Source organism: Streptomyces sp. BK239 (assembly GCF_004217285.1).
Lineage (GTDB): Bacteria > Actinomycetota > Actinomycetes > Streptomycetales > Streptomycetaceae > Streptomyces.
Genome location: NZ_SHKS01000007.1, coordinates 1 through 15,436, shown reverse-complemented (window position 1 = coordinate 15,436; position 15,436 = coordinate 1). Strand labels below are relative to the sequence as shown.

At 70.4% G+C, this 15,436-nt stretch carries 17 protein-coding genes; 7 read left to right on the top strand and 10 right to left on the bottom strand.

Going from position 1 to position 15,436, the window contains the following annotated elements; all coding sequences use genetic code 11:
* The first annotated feature begins 37 nt into the window (after positions 1–37).
* The 3 genes from EV567_RS21775 (at position 38) to EV567_RS21765 (ending at position 1,610) form a co-directional block, all read left to right on the top strand.
* Positions 38–328 carry a hypothetical protein gene (locus EV567_RS21775; protein ID WP_130442718.1) on the top strand — a complete coding sequence of 97 codons (291 nt, stop codon included), beginning with the start codon at positions 38–40 and terminating at the stop codon, positions 326–328.
* 179 nt (positions 329–507) lie between these two features.
* Positions 508–1,329, top strand: a complete 822-nt coding sequence (locus EV567_RS21770; protein WP_130442716.1) for a DUF317 domain-containing protein — start codon at positions 508–510, stop codon at positions 1,327–1,329.
* Positions 1,330–1,418: 89 nt separating this feature from the next.
* Positions 1,419–1,610 (top strand): hypothetical protein, encoded by a 192-nt coding sequence (locus tag EV567_RS21765; protein ID WP_130442714.1) that lies wholly within the window; start codon positions 1,419–1,421, stop codon positions 1,608–1,610.
* A 337-nt stretch (positions 1,611–1,947) separates the two neighbouring features.
* Here the strand turns inward: EV567_RS21765 and EV567_RS21760 are convergent, their stop codons facing one another.
* The 10 genes from EV567_RS21760 to EV567_RS21715 form a co-directional block, all read right to left on the bottom strand.
* The gene (locus EV567_RS21760) at positions 1,948–2,643 is read right to left on the bottom strand and encodes a hypothetical protein (protein ID WP_130442711.1); all 696 of its coding nucleotides are present in this window, start codon (positions 2,641–2,643) and stop codon (positions 1,948–1,950) included.
* A 79-nt stretch (positions 2,644–2,722) separates the two neighbouring features.
* Positions 2,723–3,166, bottom strand: a complete 444-nt coding sequence (locus EV567_RS21755; protein ID WP_130442709.1) for a hypothetical protein — start codon at positions 3,164–3,166, stop codon at positions 2,723–2,725.
* 441 nt (positions 3,167–3,607) lie between these two features.
* Positions 3,608–5,350, bottom strand: a complete 1,743-nt coding sequence (locus tag EV567_RS21750) for a relaxase/mobilization nuclease domain-containing protein (protein WP_130442707.1) — start codon at positions 5,348–5,350, stop codon at positions 3,608–3,610.
* Positions 5,347–5,655 (bottom strand): mobilization protein, encoded by a 309-nt coding sequence (locus tag EV567_RS28515; RefSeq protein ID WP_130442705.1) that lies wholly within the window; start codon positions 5,653–5,655, stop codon positions 5,347–5,349. The genes EV567_RS21750 and EV567_RS28515 overlap by 4 nt, the downstream gene beginning before the upstream one ends.
* A 314-nt stretch (positions 5,656–5,969) precedes the next feature.
* A complete protein-coding gene (locus EV567_RS21740; RefSeq protein WP_130442703.1) occupies positions 5,970–6,206 on the bottom strand; it encodes a hypothetical protein in 237 nt (78 codons plus the stop codon).
* An 82-nt stretch (positions 6,207–6,288) separates the two neighbouring features.
* Complete coding sequence (locus tag EV567_RS21735) at positions 6,289–6,480, bottom strand: hypothetical protein (RefSeq protein ID WP_057608355.1); 192 nt, start codon at positions 6,478–6,480, stop codon at positions 6,289–6,291.
* Positions 6,477–8,060, bottom strand: a complete 1,584-nt coding sequence (locus tag EV567_RS21730; protein ID WP_130442701.1) for a hypothetical protein — start codon at positions 8,058–8,060, stop codon at positions 6,477–6,479. Before EV567_RS21730 ends, EV567_RS21735 begins: the two co-directional genes overlap by 4 nt.
* Positions 8,057–8,698, bottom strand: a complete 642-nt coding sequence (locus tag EV567_RS21725) for a WhiB family transcriptional regulator (protein WP_130442699.1) — start codon at positions 8,696–8,698, stop codon at positions 8,057–8,059. Before EV567_RS21725 ends, EV567_RS21730 begins: the two co-directional genes overlap by 4 nt.
* 161 nt (positions 8,699–8,859) lie before the next feature.
* Positions 8,860–9,558 carry a hypothetical protein gene (locus tag EV567_RS21720; protein ID WP_130442697.1) on the bottom strand — a complete coding sequence of 233 codons (699 nt, stop codon included), beginning with the start codon at positions 9,556–9,558 and terminating at the stop codon, positions 8,860–8,862.
* Positions 9,559–9,560: 2 nt separating this feature from the next.
* Positions 9,561–10,454, bottom strand: coding sequence for a helix-turn-helix domain-containing protein (locus EV567_RS21715; protein ID WP_130442695.1), 894 nt, complete (start codon positions 10,452–10,454; stop codon positions 9,561–9,563).
* A gap of 889 nt (positions 10,455–11,343) precedes the next feature.
* On the opposite strand from EV567_RS21715, the gene EV567_RS21710 reads away from it, so the two are divergent.
* From EV567_RS21710 to EV567_RS21695, 4 genes are all read left to right on the top strand, one after another.
* The gene (locus EV567_RS21710; protein ID WP_242620948.1) at positions 11,344–11,775 is read left to right on the top strand and encodes an XRE family transcriptional regulator; all 432 of its coding nucleotides are present in this window, start codon (positions 11,344–11,346) and stop codon (positions 11,773–11,775) included.
* 251 nt (positions 11,776–12,026) lie between these two features.
* Complete coding sequence (locus EV567_RS21705) at positions 12,027–12,326, top strand: secondary metabolite protein (protein ID WP_242620947.1); 300 nt, start codon at positions 12,027–12,029, stop codon at positions 12,324–12,326.
* Positions 12,323–13,531 carry an MAB_1171c family putative transporter gene (locus EV567_RS21700; protein WP_130442691.1) on the top strand — a complete coding sequence of 403 codons (1,209 nt, stop codon included), beginning with the start codon at positions 12,323–12,325 and terminating at the stop codon, positions 13,529–13,531. Before EV567_RS21705 ends, EV567_RS21700 begins: the two co-directional genes overlap by 4 nt.
* On the top strand, positions 13,528–14,961 hold the full coding sequence (locus EV567_RS21695) for an amidase family protein (protein ID WP_130442689.1): 1,434 nt from the start codon (positions 13,528–13,530) through the stop codon (positions 14,959–14,961). Before EV567_RS21700 ends, EV567_RS21695 begins: the two co-directional genes overlap by 4 nt.
* The last annotated feature ends 475 nt before the right edge of the window (positions 14,962–15,436 follow it).

Below are 15,436 nucleotides of genomic sequence, written 5' to 3'. Positions count from 1 at the left end.
CCACCGCTCCGTTTCCCCACACCCCAGGAGGCTGCTCGTGACGTCCCCGGAAATGACCGTCGGCGATCTCATCGACCTGCTGTCCGGCTGCGATCCGAATGCTCCGGTCCGCCAGGCCATGAACCCGTTCTTCCCGATGGCCCACTGCTTGGCGCAGGTCCTGCAGTCGGTCGACGAGACCGGCCGGACCGTCGTCTACCTCGCCGAAGGGCGCGACGAGGACGCACAGCTCGGCCACCTGCCACCGGAGGTCGCCATCGAGCTGACATGGCAGGGCCCCGTCCAGGCACCCCCGCACCGCCCCCGCCGCCGTGCCGGCGGCAACTAGTGCCGTGGCCGGAAAGGTTTGCCGGGAAGCTCGCGGCGTCCGGTGCGGTGCATCGCAAGGCGGAGCATCACCCGTGTACTGGATGTACTCGGGTGATGCGACAACGCGGCGAGGTGCCGTGCCGGGCGCCGCGAGCCGGTGAACCTTTCCGGTCACGGCACTAGATACGCACCGAGCCCTTGGAGGCGCCCCTGTACCCCGACTTCCCGCCCGACTCGTCCACCCCGCGCGGCGGCCAGCCCGCGTTCTGGGTCGGCCCCCGGCACCTGGCCGGTGACGATGGGTGCCTCTACGACGTCGTCGCCGACACGCTCGCCGGCCTGGGCTGGACGAGCCTGACGATCGTCCGCGGACGGCATGAGCCGGACGAGGCCCCGGAGGACCGCCAGGTCCTGCGCAGCACCGTCCTGCACATCAGCCCCGACGCCCTGCGATGGGCCCAGTGGGGCCTGGCCGACGAGCCGTTCCACCTGGGCCAGCTGCCGATCGCCTGGCAGATCTCCGCCCGAGCCGAGGCGAGCAGCCCGCTCGCCCAGTGGTCGGCCTACTTCACCCGCGACGTCCCCGGCGAGGCGGTGGTCGACTTCCTCGTCGCGCTTGACGCAAGCGACCAGCCTGCCGTGCCGCTCGCCGGATCCGACCTGGTCCTTGACGCTGTCGCCGCCCACGGATGGTTCCGCGACATCGACCAGCCCCAGGCGGCGGCGACGGACCCGACGTTCACCTCGCACTTCAGCCTCGGCGAGGTCCCGCCCCTCATCCAGGACGCCGACCCGCGTGTCCTGTCCGCTGAGGACGACGAGACGGGGCCGGCCGGATGGCAGGCGTGGGCCGAGCCCGTGCTCGGCGCACCGTGTCTGTGGGCGGCATCGTTCGCCGCCAGCGTCCCGCACGATCTCGTCGCCGCCTTCGCCGCCTCCCTCAGCTCGACCGCACCGGTCCTGCGGCGGGTGCTACCCGAGGCCACTCAGGAGCGCCTTCTGCGCGCGCCGGCCATTTAACGTCCCGCTCATATCTCTCGACGATCCCAGTCCGGCACCCTCCCAGTTCGGCGTGCCGGACCTTCTTGCTCTTTGGGTGAAGTGGCCGTTTGGTCTTCGATGCCCAGGATGGTTTGCCGCCCTGTGACGGAACGATGCAGGATGCGGCAATGCACCCCGACCCCGGCGCCTTTATGGTCATCGCTCTCATCGTCGCCGTGACGATCGCGTTGACGGTCCGTTCACGCCGCAAGCGCACGGCTGCCCTCGCGGCGCAGTGGCAGGCATTCCAGCAGCACTGAAGCTCCGGGCAGGGGCAACTCCTTCAGGTGACGCAGGGCTACCAGAACGGCCGCCGTGGCTCAAAAGCCGTCGTGACCTGGTGCGACGCCGGGCGAGAGCAGGACGCCTGGTTCTGGAACTGGCACGTTCCCCCCGGGCGCGTACCTGCTCGTGAACGCCTCCAGCGGCTGAGGGCCGCACAGTCACAACCCGAACGTGCTCCACGTACAGCCCGGCCAGGTCCGTGCTTGGGTACCGGGCCAAGCCGCTCGCGCCGCTCAGCGCGTCAGTCAGTAACGCGCTGCTGCCCCCGACCCATGGCGGTCGGAGGCAGCAGCGCAGGGGCAGGCGGGCAGTTCAGCTCGTTGCCGTGGCCTTATCGAGGGCCTTGTCGAGGTGGCGGTCGACGAGGGCCGGGGAGCCGGAGACGATCAGCAGCAGGCTGCCGTCGCGGATCGCGGTCTGCTTGAGCACGCTGCTTCGCCCCCCGGCGATGAAGGTCAGGAGTTGGCTCCACTGCTCGTCACCGCCGAAGTGGGGTGTGGGCAGCTTCTGCGAGGCGACGTCGATCGAGGTGCCGCCCGCGACGACCTGATAGGTCGGGCAGCCGGTCATGGCGTCGAAGATCCGATCGATGCCGTCGGAGAGCTTCTTCGGGCTGTCGCTGTACAGCTCCTCGGAGATCTCCGAGGAGCTGCCGCCGTAGGTGAAGCCCGACTTCGCCTTGTGCGGGAAGACGAGCGTGCCGCCGGTCGCCGCGTCGCCGCCCAGCTCGCTCAGGGCCGGGCAGCCGATGACGGTGACGTCGTCGTGCTGGGCCGGACGCTCCGGCTTGAGCAGGTAGCCGCTGCCGAGGTCGCTCTGGTCGAGCAGGCGGGACTCGAGCGCGGCCGAGGAGAGCACGGACGGCTTCTGGACGGCGTCGGACTGCTTTCCCGTCCGGGCGGCGGAGGGGGGCTGGTGCGTGGCCCCCGTGGTGTCGGTGGAGCAGGCTGGCAGGGCGAGGAGGGCGGCGGTGATGCCAAGAGCGGTGGTGGCGACGCGAACGCGCATGACGGAACTGACCCCTTGGTGCTAGGCGACGGGTGGTCAGTGCGGGCCCGCGGGCCCGTTGGGGTCGTAGGAGTGGTGGTCAGTGCCCGAGGTGGCGCAAGCAGTCCTCGAACGTGGCGTGCGTCGCGTCCGCCGGCCCGGAGTGCCGGTTGTACCAGGCGGTGTCGATGCGGGTCTCCTGCTGCTGGTGGCCTGCCCGGCAGCGCAGCCAGATCTCGCCACGCGTGGAGAGGATGAGCCAGTCCCGGTACGCACCGCACTCGGCACAGGCGACCATCTCGCCTTCGAGGACGAGGGGCTGCTTCCACGGCATCATCTTGCCCTCGACTTGGTCGTGGCTCGGCACGCGCAGTTCCGGCGGAAGGAAGTCGTCCACGACGGCGGCCGGCTCGGCGGGCTCCGGCTCGGGCGCCGGCACTCCGAAGCCGGGCGGGACCTGGCCCTGGAGCCGTGCATGCAGCTCAGCGAACCGCCTCTGAGCTTCGCTCGGCTCCTTGGGCCGGCGGCGTATCCGGTGAAACACCCTGGCGTCCTCCTCTACCTCGTCACCTCGTCATGCGCGCTTCATGATCGTGCCCCACGCCCCCGGCGGTTTCAATTCACACAGTCCACAGTCATCTCCGGCCAGGTCAGCAGGGGTACTCGTCGATCTCGGCTGCGCAGATGACGAGTTGGCTACGATGCGCGTCTCGGTACGGTGCGGCAGCGTTGCCACGGTGTGCCCGATCACTCGTCGTCGTCTCCCACGGCCGCTCAACTTCGCGACGCCTGCTGGCTCGACGGGCCCCACCTGCGCCATGTCCGTCCGTCCTGCGGGTGCACGGATGCCGACCGCATCTGCATCGGACCTGTCGCCACCGAGGTTCGATGTTGACGTACGGCCATGTTGTGGATTGCGAGCGAGCGGTGACGCTGTCCCTTCTCGCGGTGACGCGCTGAGGGCGTGTGTCGGCATCCGGCGGGCTTACCGGGTCTGACGTGAGGTCTCCTCTCCTCTGCGCCGCCTGCCGGACGCGGAGGGCCTGGTGGTCGTCCCGCGTGTTGCGGACCGGTTCCCCGCGGTGCTGGTCTCGGGCAGGTGGGAGGCATCGGCGGGCAGGTCTGCGGTCCGCCGCATCCGCCACACGAGCACGTCGCTGACGGAGTCCGCGGTGCCGAGTTCGCGCCGTGCGGCAGCGTCGGACAGGAGAGCGGCCGGGGCGTGGCCAGAGGCTTCGGCTTCCGCGAGGGTCGCCGCCAGGGCGTACCAGCCAGGCTCGGTGAGGATCTGCTCGGCCAGCTCCGGCAGCGCCTCGCGCAGCAGCACCGTCTGCCGCTGCAGCATCGGCCGGCTCAGACGCTGGCCACGCTGGTAGAGCACGCTGAGGGGCTGGGTGGAGGCGGCCTGGTAGGCGGTGCGCAGGTGCTCGGCGGCTCGGGTGGCGGCCTCGGCCTGCTGGGCGTGTCCCTTCCGCGCGTGCCAGTGCGCGGCGGCGGTGATCAGGAAGAACAGCATGTCGATGGCCATCGCCGTGGTGGCTCCGTCCTCGCCGCGGCCGAGGGCCGGGCCGCCCTGGACGAGGTCGCGGGCGGCCTGCCGCAGGGCTCGATCGTGCCCGCGCACGGCGCGGACGTGAGAGCGCGAGGCCCGTTCGAAAGCTGTTGCGGCGTCGCGCAGTTCGCGGCGGGTGTGGGCAGCGGACGTCTTCGCGAGGGCATCCAGGACCTCGCCGGTCGCTGCGATGTGGGCAGCGGCGACCGCGTCCTCGCCGTGCTCGACGACGAGCACCGCTTGCCACACGGCCGAAGCCGTCCCGCGGCGCGCGGCGGCCGGACTGTCCGGCCCCGTACGGGTCGCATCCTCCCGCCGGGCAGCCGGACCGTCCTGGGCCTCACCGGCCCAGCGCTCGCGGATGCGGGGCAGCGACAGGTCGGGGGCCAGGCGCGCGCCAGGATAGAACACCGGCTCGCCGTCCTTGTTCAGGTCGTCGGGCAGGGCGACCTTGTATCCCAGCAGGTCGCCGGAGGGCGCAGCACGCTTGCGGATCAGGAGGCCGGCGGCGGCGAGCCGGTCGAAGAACTCCTCGTCGCTCCTCGCCCCGGCCACCGCGCGTCGTACGGTTTCGCGCAGTTCCTCGCGAGCGGTGCGCTCGCGACCCTGCCGTTCGGCCTTATGGCGCTCGGCGCTCGTGGGCCGCTGTGCGGCTGTGCCGTCGCCCGGCGCGACCTGATGGAGACCGAGTTCCTTCTCGATGAGCCGGGCTTCGGCCTGGGCGCGAGCGCCGGAGCGGAAGTCGTCGGGGCGGTGGCCGTCCTCGGTGACGAGGGTGGCGACGATGTGGATGTGGTCGTCGGCGTGGCGTACGGCGGCCCAGCGGCAGCCGGGCTGTCCGTCGCCGGGGTCGATGCCGGTGGCGGCCACGATGCGGCGGGCGATGTCGGCCCACTCCTCGTCGGACAGGATCCGGTCGCCGGGGTCGGCGCGTACGGAGGTGTGCCACACGTGCTTGGCCGGGCGGGCGTGCTTGGCGAGGGCCATCACGGGCTGGTCCAGGAGCTGCTGGAGGTCTGTGAGGGTGGCGCTCGGGTCGCGGCCGGGGTCGGGGGACATACCGTCGAAGGAAGCGACGAGATGGGGGTCGGTGTGATCCTCGTACTTGCCGGTCTCGTAGAGGTAGTAGAGGAGACCTCTGGTGTCCGACCCGGACGGGTTGACGCTGGGGATCATGAGCCGTGGTGCTCGATCAGCCGTGTGGCGGCTTCGTGGGCGGTGTCGGCGGCACGCCGCACGGCGGCGACGGCCGATTCGAGCTGAGGAACGTCTGCACCGGAGTTGAGCGCCTTTACTGCCTGGTTGAGATTGCTGCCGGCCCAGCCGAGCCGACGTCGGCTGTCGAACAGGGCTGAGATGACTTCGCGTTCGTCGGCGATCTCGGCACTGGTGCGGTTGAGGTCGCGGGCGGCGGCGAGCGCGGAGCGGGCGAGGAACCCGGCGACGGACAGGTTGCACTGGGCGGCGGCGGACTTGATCACGGCGAACTCATCATCATTGAAACGTGTGTTGGGCTGGTGGAGGCGCTTCTTCTCGGGCGACTGGCGCGGACGCTGGCGGGCGCGAGGAGCGCGCTGTCGGCGTACACGCGGTTCAGTCTGCTTCTCCTCCTGCCCTGGCTTCGATCCGCCCCCGGTCGAAGCCTCAAGGACCTGCGCCCCCCGGTGCAGGTCCTCTCCCGCCCCCGAGGGGGCGGGTTCGGCGGAAGCTACGCTTCCGCCCCAACTTGCTCGCCGCGAGACCGAGTTGGAGTCGGGATCAGGTTCCGGGGTGGCGCCGTTCTTGCGTGCGTTCGTCATCGGGATTCGGGCCTCGTAGAGCGGGTGTACTGCTGGAGGATCGCGGCCAGCGCGAGGAGGTCGGCTGGGCCCGCGAGGACGCGGACGGGGCCGTCGGGGCGTTCCTGGACGAGCCACTGGCCGGTCGGCGTGAGGACGGCGGCGAACAGGAGGTGTCGGCGGACCAGTACGTCGGCCCAGGCATCGGCCTCCGCGACGGTGGGTTTGGATGAACGAGGGGGACGCGGAATCACGGCGTACTCCAAGGGGCGGTGGCCCGGCACGGAGCCGGGCCACCCGTTACGGATAGGGGCTTTGAGCTGGTGCTTTGCCGGTTCAGCCGCACTCGGGGCAGCGCCCGACGTGACTGTTGAGCGCGCGCGCCATCCGCTGTTTCGCCGAGGCAGCTTGCTTCGCACTGGACTTCGCCGCCGGCCTGCCCGCGTGCCGCTCGGAGTGAGCGAGCATGAATCCGATCTCTCGCTCGTACTCCGCGCGGACGGTGTCGAACTGGTGGCAGGTCTTCATCGGGCGGTGCTCCTCGTCGTCGTGATGTCCTCGTTCCGCAGCTCCTGGAGGACGAGGCCGAGTCGGTCGTTCCCGACACCCGTCAGGCCCTGGCGGCGGATAATTTCGCGCAGCTGCACCCGAGTGATCGTTCCGTTGCCGTCCCGTTCGAGCAGGCCGGAAACGTGGGGGCGTACCTCGTGGACAAGCTGGCGCTCGGACTCGCCCAGCTCGCGTGCCGGGCGCTCCGTCTGCGGAGAGCGGGACCGGGCACGCGCGTCCTTGGTCTTCGTCCGGGACTTCGTGGCCGGCTTCCGGCGGCGTGGGACCTTGTGTCCTCGGTCCTGGGTGGTCTCGGTCCCGGAGGCGGTGGCTGTCGGTCCTCGGTCCTCGGTGCTCTCGGTCCCCGACTTCGAGAGGCCCGGTCCCCGATGAGGATCTGGGACCTGAGCTGCTACTTCTTGCGCGTTGCGGTCGGTCCTCGTGGCCGCTGCGGCTTCTGGATCGGCGGGTTCGGTCCCCGGGACCGCGCCGTCTTCAGGCAGCTTGGTCCCCGCGGTCGTTCCCGTTTCGTCGCCCTCGGTCCCCGCGCCGACCTTGGCTTCCGGGTCCGCCTCCTCGGGGACCGGTCCCCGAGGAGTCCTCGGTCCCGGGCCCGGGACCGGCTCGTCGGAACCGTCGGGACCGGGGACGGGGACCGGCACATTCGATGTCGGCTGTGCGGGGACCGTGGCCGCCGATGCACTGCTGTGCGCAGGGGACCAGGGAGAAAGGAGCGGGACCGTGGCGAGCGCGAGCGCGTGTCGCCGGGCGGCGAGCTGGTCGAGCAGCTGTGCCCGCTGGAGGGGGTCGGTGCCGACCGAGGCCCTGCCGACCGCCTTCGACAGGCGTCGGGTAAGCCGTAGGCCGCGACGGTTTCGTTGCTGTTCGGGTGTGCGCTCGGCGAGGCGGACGGCCAGGGTGACCGCACGGGCGGTGGCTCGGTCCCGGGTGATCTGCGCGGCGTCGCGGTCTCGCGCGGCGATGCCCAGGCGGGACAGCAGCCGTTCGCGTGCCTCCCGTCCCAGGACGGCGATCAGTCCGTTCGAGGCGGCGCCGGGGGTACGCAGGCGCAGTTCGATGCCCATGGCCAGGTGCCACAGCATCGCCGCCATGACCGGTCCGACGAAGGCGCGGACCGTGCCGCCGATGGGGCCGCTCTCGGCGTAGGCGGGGATCACCTGCACCGTGGTGATCACCCAGACCAGCGTGCCTGGCAGGCCGGGAGCGCCCTGCACGGCGAGGTTCTGCCGTGCCATCAGTGCGGTGGCGAACAGGGCGAGTTCAGCTGCGGCGAACATTCCGGCTCGCTCGGCGGCGCCGGCCATGTCGAGGTAGTCGGCGGCGAAGCGCCAGCTCGTGTCGGCGCTGTAGGCGGTGCAGCCGAGGGCGGCGACGGCGGCGACTTTGACCGCCGGGCCACCGAGACGTTTCTGCGAGCGGGTTCCCCTGCGCCGGATGGTCCAAGCGGTCAGCACGAGTGCGAGGGCGGCGGGCACGACGGCGGCGAGGAGGAGAGGGAGGTCCGAAGTAGCACCGAAGGCGAGGACGGGGTGGGTCATGCTGCCTTTCCGAGAGGGGCGTGCACCGGGGCAAACGCCGCCGGGCGGCCTGCCGGCTGCTGAGTGCCGGGAGCTGCGGGCGCGGGCGTGCCCTTGGCCTTGGAGGTCTTCTTCCGCTTCCTCTCGGGGCGGGGCACGCCGTAGTTGCGGTCGCGGTCGAGGACCTTGTTGGCGGCCTGCCGGAGCAGGTCGCGGGCGTGCTTGTGGCTGATCTGCAGGGCGGCGGCGAGCCGGTCGGGCCGCCAGCCCCGGACGTAGGCGTGGTCGATGACGACCTGCCGCTCGGCCTCGGTCAGGTGCACGTCGCGCCCCTGGAAGAAGGCGGTCACGCGTCGGTAGTCCAGGCGCTGGTGCAGGCCATCGTGCAACGGGCGCCGCTCGGCTTCGGTGAGACCGCCCCAGACACCCTCCTTGAGGACGTTCTCCAGGGCGAAGTCCAGGCACTCGCGGCGTACGGGGCACCAGCCGCACAGCTCCTTCGCCTCCGCGATCTCCTCGTGATCCCGGGGCCCGGGGAAGAACACGGCGTCGGCGTCCTCGACGTCCATGCCGTGGCACGCTCCGCGGGTGTGCCAGCTGGTGTCTCCGATGCCGCGCAGGCCGGTGGTCGGCGCGTCGTGGGTGGTGATGTGGCGCAAGGCGGGTCTCCGATGTGCTGCCGCGCCGCCGGCGAGGGCGGTGCTCGGCGGGTGCGGCGTCGGCTGCCGGCTGCGGCGCGTGGGCGTGTGCCGCAGCCGGTGCGGGATGGTGGTGTCGGGTGGCGGTGCACCGGAGGGGGTGTACGCGCCGGATGCGCCGATCAGGCCAAGGCGGGCTGCTGGGCCTGTTGGGCGGCGGCGAGGTCGAGGCGGCCGGGGTGCGGGGTGGCGCGCGGGGTGGTCCCGCGGGCTCCGCCGTCGGGACCGATCCTCCGGCGGCGGCACGGCTCGCCAGGCTGGGCCAGGCACCACTCGCACCGCACGCTCAGGGCGTCGGGCAGCCCCTGCGCGACAGCGGCCTCACGGGCTGCGCGGGCGGGCCGGTAGGGCACGAGGGCTGCTCGGGCGGCGGGCGGTATGCAGGAACCGATCTCCCGCAGCCGCGCCTCCAGCGTCGGGTCGACTCCGTCGCGACCGCTGGTGATCGCTCGGGCCTGCGCGGGCTGCGCGGTGCCAGCAGCAACGGCGCGGCGGGTGCCGGCCAGCTCGGCGGTCCAGGCGGCCTGGTCGTCGGGGTCGACGGACGGCGTGGGGTCGGAGTGCCTCGCCAGGCGGTCGCGCCGGTAGTTCTCCCAGGGACGGGCCAGGTCCGCGGGCAGGATCTGGTACGGCGAGGTGCGGATGTGCTGGCGGGCGGCGACGCGGACGTCCCAGCCGTGGGGGGTGGCCATCGGCACCTCGCCGAGCAGCTCGTGCCACTGGGCGAGCTGGTCGCGCGCTTCGCCCTGGTCGGTGCGGATGGTGCGGGGGTCGAGTCGGCCGATGTAGGCCAGCAGGGCGGCGATTTCGCGGCGGTCCACGGTCAGCCCTCCGTTCCGGTCGGCTCGTCGAGGGCGGCCAGCAGGGCGGCGGTGTGGGCCTCTGTCCGCGTCATGCCCCCCGGTGCGGCGGTGTTCTTGCCGGACACGGCGTAGAGGTTCGGGCGGCTGGGGGCGTGCTCCCGGGCGACCCAGGAGCGCCAGTCGGCAGCCCAGGCTTCCGCCGGCCTCGGGGTGTGGCCCGCCCGATGGGCACGCCACTTCGCGTCGGCAGCCCGCAGACCCTCCTCGCCGAGGCGGTCGAGGTGCCCCTGCTGGCGGGCCCAGGTGTGGGTGGCGGGGTCGACCTGCCACTCGGCAGCCGAGAGGACGGCAGCACCACCACTGCTGTACCTCCGGTTCAAATCAGGTTCACTACGGTTCTGTGTGCCGGTGGCCGGTACATCGCTGTGCCGGTAGCCGGTACGTCGCTGTGCCGGTTTCCGCCTCGACCTGCCGGTTTCCGGTACTGCCGGTTTCCGGACCCTCGCGGGGGATTCCGGCACCTCACGCGGGCGGATTCCGTACCGCCGCAGAGCCGAGAGCCGGAGTTTCGCGGGGCCGGCGGGCTCGTCTGCCACCGCCGTGTCGCCGTCCTCCTGCTCCTCGTGCTGGGCCTGGGCAACCGCTTCGGCGGCGAGAGGCAGGCGGTAGACCGTGCTGCGCTGCGGCCCTACGAGGTCATCGAGCTGCTCCAGCTCGCCGGCCGCGAGCAGGCGCTCGACGGCTTCGCGCACCGTGGAGACCGAGGCACGGGTGCGCTTGGCCAGGCTGGAAAGCGAGGCCCAGGAGATGCACTGATCGTCGGCCACCCGGTCGGCGATCGACAGCAGGACCAGGCGCGCGGCCCCTCGACTGGAGCTGTGCTCCCATACCCACTCGCGGGCTTCGCTGCTCATCGGCTGCTCCCGACGAGCGGGCGGGCCCGGCGGCTCGCCGGGGCCAGGATGGTCCGGTCCGGCTCGGGGCACTGAGGCACCGAGGCGGACGTGGTTGCCGCGCAGGCCAGGCGGAAGGGCCTTTTGCGCAGGACAGGAGGCATGCGATACTCCCCTTTGCAGTGTTGCCACGCTGATGCGCCCCTCGGAAGGACTCAACGTGGTGATGGTGGGCAATCTCCGCCCTTGCCGGGGCGGGTACGCCGCTTCGCGTTCGGCGTCCGCGAGTTACCGCTCTCGGGCGCCGTCGCTGTTTTGTGGACCTTCGCGGTCCGGTCGGTGCTCGCGCTCTCCTCGCGTTCGTCGCCGCAGGCGGGCTGCCCGGGGACGACGAACATACGCACGCACCCGTGTCAAGATCCAGACTTGGTTCTTAATCTCTGTACTGGTTGCAGTGAGTAACCGAATGGTCGTGCGCTGCAGCCGTCTCTACAGGCCCTGGCAGGGTGTGCCCTCGCGTCGACGCGCACCGTTGCCGCGGTTGCGTCGAACGCCGAGAATGTGCCATTTTGTCCGAACTGGAGGGGGTGTCTGATATTCCCCGCGGCGGAAAAGCGATGTGGTTGAGGTGTTTCCACAGTCGTCTCCGCGCTTTCCGGTCGAAAATCAAAGCCTTATGCGCCAGACGTAACCTTCTCGCTGGGCGATTGTGGCTCGCGCCACGCCGCCGGCATGCTCCTGCCGGTAAAAACGGACAGGCCGACCTGAAGCGGGCGGTACGCGCCACGCGGAAACGTGCTGGTGGGGAAGAACTTTCCACACAGGTGATCGGCGCGTCAAACTGGTGTTTATGGCGGGGTAGGGTGGCTGAAGTGACGACGAAGCCCGCCCGGGAAAGGATCATGAAAGAGTGACCGAAGGTCAGGTGAGCCCCAAGGGGCTCATGGATCGCCTAAACCGCCTGTTCGACACGGTGCACCCGCCCGAACGAGGCCCTTACAGCAACGCTGAAGTGGCCGAGCTGATGGAGAAGCGTGGGCTCGGAACCGTGTCGGGCCAGTACCTGTGGCTCCTGCGGACGGGGCAACGGGATAATCCGACGAAGCGTCACCTCGAAGCACTCGCAGCCTTTTTCGGAGTGGATCCTGCCTATTGGTTCGACGACGTGGTCGCTGAAAAGACCGTGCAGGAGCTTGAGTTGCTCGCCCTGCTCCGCGACGCGAAGATCAAGAACGTTCTCCTCCGTCTCTCCGACATGTCCGCTGACGGGAAGGATGCCGTCCTCGGGGTCGTTGAGAGCGTCCGGAAATCAGAAGGCTTGCCGCCCTCAACTGGCACGTAAGAAGCTTCAGTTCAGTAAATGATCAAGGAAATGCAATGTGGTCTGCACGCAGGCGGCGCCGCCAGCCTGACCTCCTGGCCGAGCTCAACCTCCCGCAAGTCACCAACATCCGCGATCTATGCGACGAGGTCTCTCGCCGCACGGGGCGGACGGTGGTTCTAGAGCCCCGGGAGCAGGCGCCCTCGGTGTGCGGGGCATGTGCTGTCACGGAGAGTGCGGTCCACGTGTTCTACGACCCGCGGACCAGCCCCATGCATCAAGACCACATCATCGCCCACGAGTTCAGCCACCTGCTGCTCGGCCACCACGAAAGCCGCCCGGTGTCCGCGCTCGCCCCGACCTTCATCAGCAGCGTGGACCCTGCCACCGTGCAAATGATGCTGGGACGCACCAAGTACGACGAAGCCGAGGAGCGGGACACGGAACTTCTCGCCTCGCTGCTCCAGCGGCAAATCATCGACCGCTGGTTGCGCAGCGACGAGTCCTCCGGTGACGCGGTCCAGGACCGGGTCACGCACACGTTGCTGCGCCGGCGGGAGGCCCGGCCGTGAAGGACCTGCTCCACCCGATCAGCCTCGTCGTCGCGACGCTCGGCTTCCTCTGCCTCCTGCGGGACGTGCCCACCCGGCGCCGCGACCCCGCCTCCGCCGCGCTGGCCGCTGTCTTCCTACTGTCAGGGCTCTCGTTCCTGTTCTCCATCACGCCGATGTGGAACTACCTCGACCGCATGCTCGGCACCGTCAACATCTCCGTGCCCCTCGCGCAGGGCTGCGTGGTCGCGCTCCTGGCCTGCCAACAGGTGGTCCTCACCTACTGGGGATCCCCGCCCGAGGTAGCCCGCCGGCGCAGTCGCCGGTGGCTCTGGACCGGCTTCGCTGTGATCGCCGGGCTGCTGGTGCTGTTCGCCCTGCTGACGCCCAACGCGCCGCACCCGATCGACTTCACGCTCTACTACGCGCACGACGACTGGTACGCCGCGTACCTCACCCTGTACGTCACGGCCTACACCATCGGCGAAGTCCTCCTCGCCCGCGCCTGCTGGCGCCTGGCCCGCCGCAGCATTCGCGGGTCCGTCCGCGTCGGCCTGCGCATCGTCGCCCTCGGCGCGACCGTCACCCTCGGATACAGCGCCGTCCGTATCGGCAACGTGATCGCCGGCGCCTTCGACACCTCCCTCGCGGAATGGGAGGGCTTTGCCTGGACCTGCGGCGATGTCGGCGCCATGCTCACGCTGATCGGCTGGCTCGTGCCCACCGTCAGCGACCAGGCCCAGAGCGTCCGGTACCGGATCAAGCAGTACCGCAGCTACTACGGCCTGCGCCCCTTGTGGCTGGCCTTCTACAGCGAGGCACCCGAGATCGAGCTGCCGATCGACAGGGTCGACCCGGCCCAGCGGCGCCGCTTCCGTCGTATCTCGATCCGGCTCTACCGCCGAGCCGTCGAGATCCGGGACGGCCGGTTCGTGATCCGCCAGTACCTCGACGCCGCCGTCCGCGAGGCCAGCGAAGCCCGTCACCGGGCCCGAGGGCTTCACGGAAAGGATCTGTCCGCGGCCGTCACAGCGGACCAGATCCTCGCCGGAATCGCCGCCAGGGCCGCTGGCGCCCGCCCGGAGCCCGACCAGCTCACAGAGTTCGCCGACTTCGAACGCCAGACCACCGGGCCCATGGAAGACATCGACGCTCTTCTCGACGTCGCGCGCCACCTGCCCCGCCAGCCCGCACGAGCCCCCCACCTTGAGCGAGTCTCCGCATGACGAACGACCTCACCCACCAGCCCGCCCACGTCCAGCTCCGGGCCCTGGACCGCGGCGAGATCTCCAGCCGCGAACTGCTCGACCTGCACCTCGCCCAGATAGACGCCAGCCAGATCAACGCCGTCGTCACGCGCGACGACAGCGCGGCCCGAGCCGCCGCGCACGCAGCCGACGAACGCCGCGCCCGCAGCGAGAGCACCGGCGTCCTCAACGGCCTTCCCCTCACGATCAAAGACAGCTTCGAGACCGCCGGCTTGCGCACCACGAGCGGCGCGGAAGACCTCGCCGACCACGTCCCCACACGCGACGCCGACGCGGTCGCCCGGCTCCGCCACCAAGGAGCCGTCATCATGGGCAAGACCAACACCCCGGCGTACTGCCAGGACCTGCACACCGACAACGCCCTGTTCGGCCCCACGCTCAACCCGCACGACCCCAAGCGCACCACCGGCGGCTCCTCCGGCGGCCCCGCCGCAGCAGTCGCCGCACACCTGACCCCTGCCGACCTCGGCAGCGACCTCGCCGGCTCCCTGCGCCTTCCCGCCCACTACTGCGGCGTCTACGGCCTGCGCCCCACCCACGGACTCATCCCAGCCCGCGGCCACATCCCCCGACCGCCGGGATGGATCACCAGCAGCGACATGGTCACCCCCGGCCCCCTGGCCCGCCACCCCCGGGATCTCGACCTGCTCCTCGCCGCGCTGACTACACCGGCACCCGAGGAGAACAACCCCTGGAGTATCAGGTTGCCCAATACACGGCGCGCGTTGGACGAGCTCCGCGTGGCGGTCTGGGCCGAGGACGCGAGCTGCCCCGTCGACCGCGAGACCGCCGATGCTCTCGCCGCCCTCGAACGAGCGCTGGCTTCCACCGGCGCGAGCGTCCGCCGCACCGCGGGACCGGTCGGCTTCGCTGATTCTCTCCGCCTCTTCGAGCAGCTCCTCCACGCCACCACGACGGCCGCCACCGACGACGACGCCGGCGAGGCCGAACTCGCCGCCGCCCGTGACCTGCACACGGATGACGCGAGCCCACGTGCCGCCATCCTCCGTCACCGCACGCAGACACACCGCGCCTGGCTCCGCGCCAACGAGGAGCGCCTCCGGCTTCGTGCGACGTGGCATCGGTTCTTCGCTGACGCCCAGCACGACGTCCTCATTACCCCCGCTGCTCCCACCGCGGCGATCCCGGCCGGGAGCCGCTCCTTCATGGTCGACGGAGTCGAACGGAGCTTCTTCGACCAGACCGGCTGGGCCAACCTCACCAGCCACGTCGGCCTGCCCAGCCTCGTCGTACCCGTCGCTCGAAACGCGAACGGCCTCCCGATCGGCGTACAGCTCGTGGGACCTACCTATTCGGACCGGACCCTGATAGTGGTAGCCGAATACCTGGCACCCCTGCTCCGAGGGATGGCCGAGGGCGCCATCTGATCATGGAGTAGATGATCTTTGTATCGCCGTAGTGGGTCACTGCGTTCTCGTCATCGGCGGGAGGTTCGAACCGAGCGAAGAATGCGCCCAGAGCCTCGGGCGATACGGTCAGGACATTGGCGTCTTGGCGTTCGTTGCGTGCGGCGAGGCGTCGCAGAAGTTCCTCAGGACGCAGTGAGGTAGACCAGCAGCGGACGTCCACCGGCGGCCTGCACAGGCTTCTTCCACTCGTCGTGCGGAGCGACTGGGGTGATCGAGGACGACAGAGCCCCTGTTGCGGAACCCTGACTGGCTCGAAGAACGCCGCACAGTGCTGGGTCTGTTACCAGCGGCGGAGTACGACCCACGCATACGCGGTCACTGACCGCCCGGACAACCTCTGGGCTTGATCCGTTTTGGCGGACATCCGAGATCAGGGGTTCAGCCCCGGGAGGATGTCCATCATGGAGAGCATGGGGAAGAAGAAGCCTCGCCC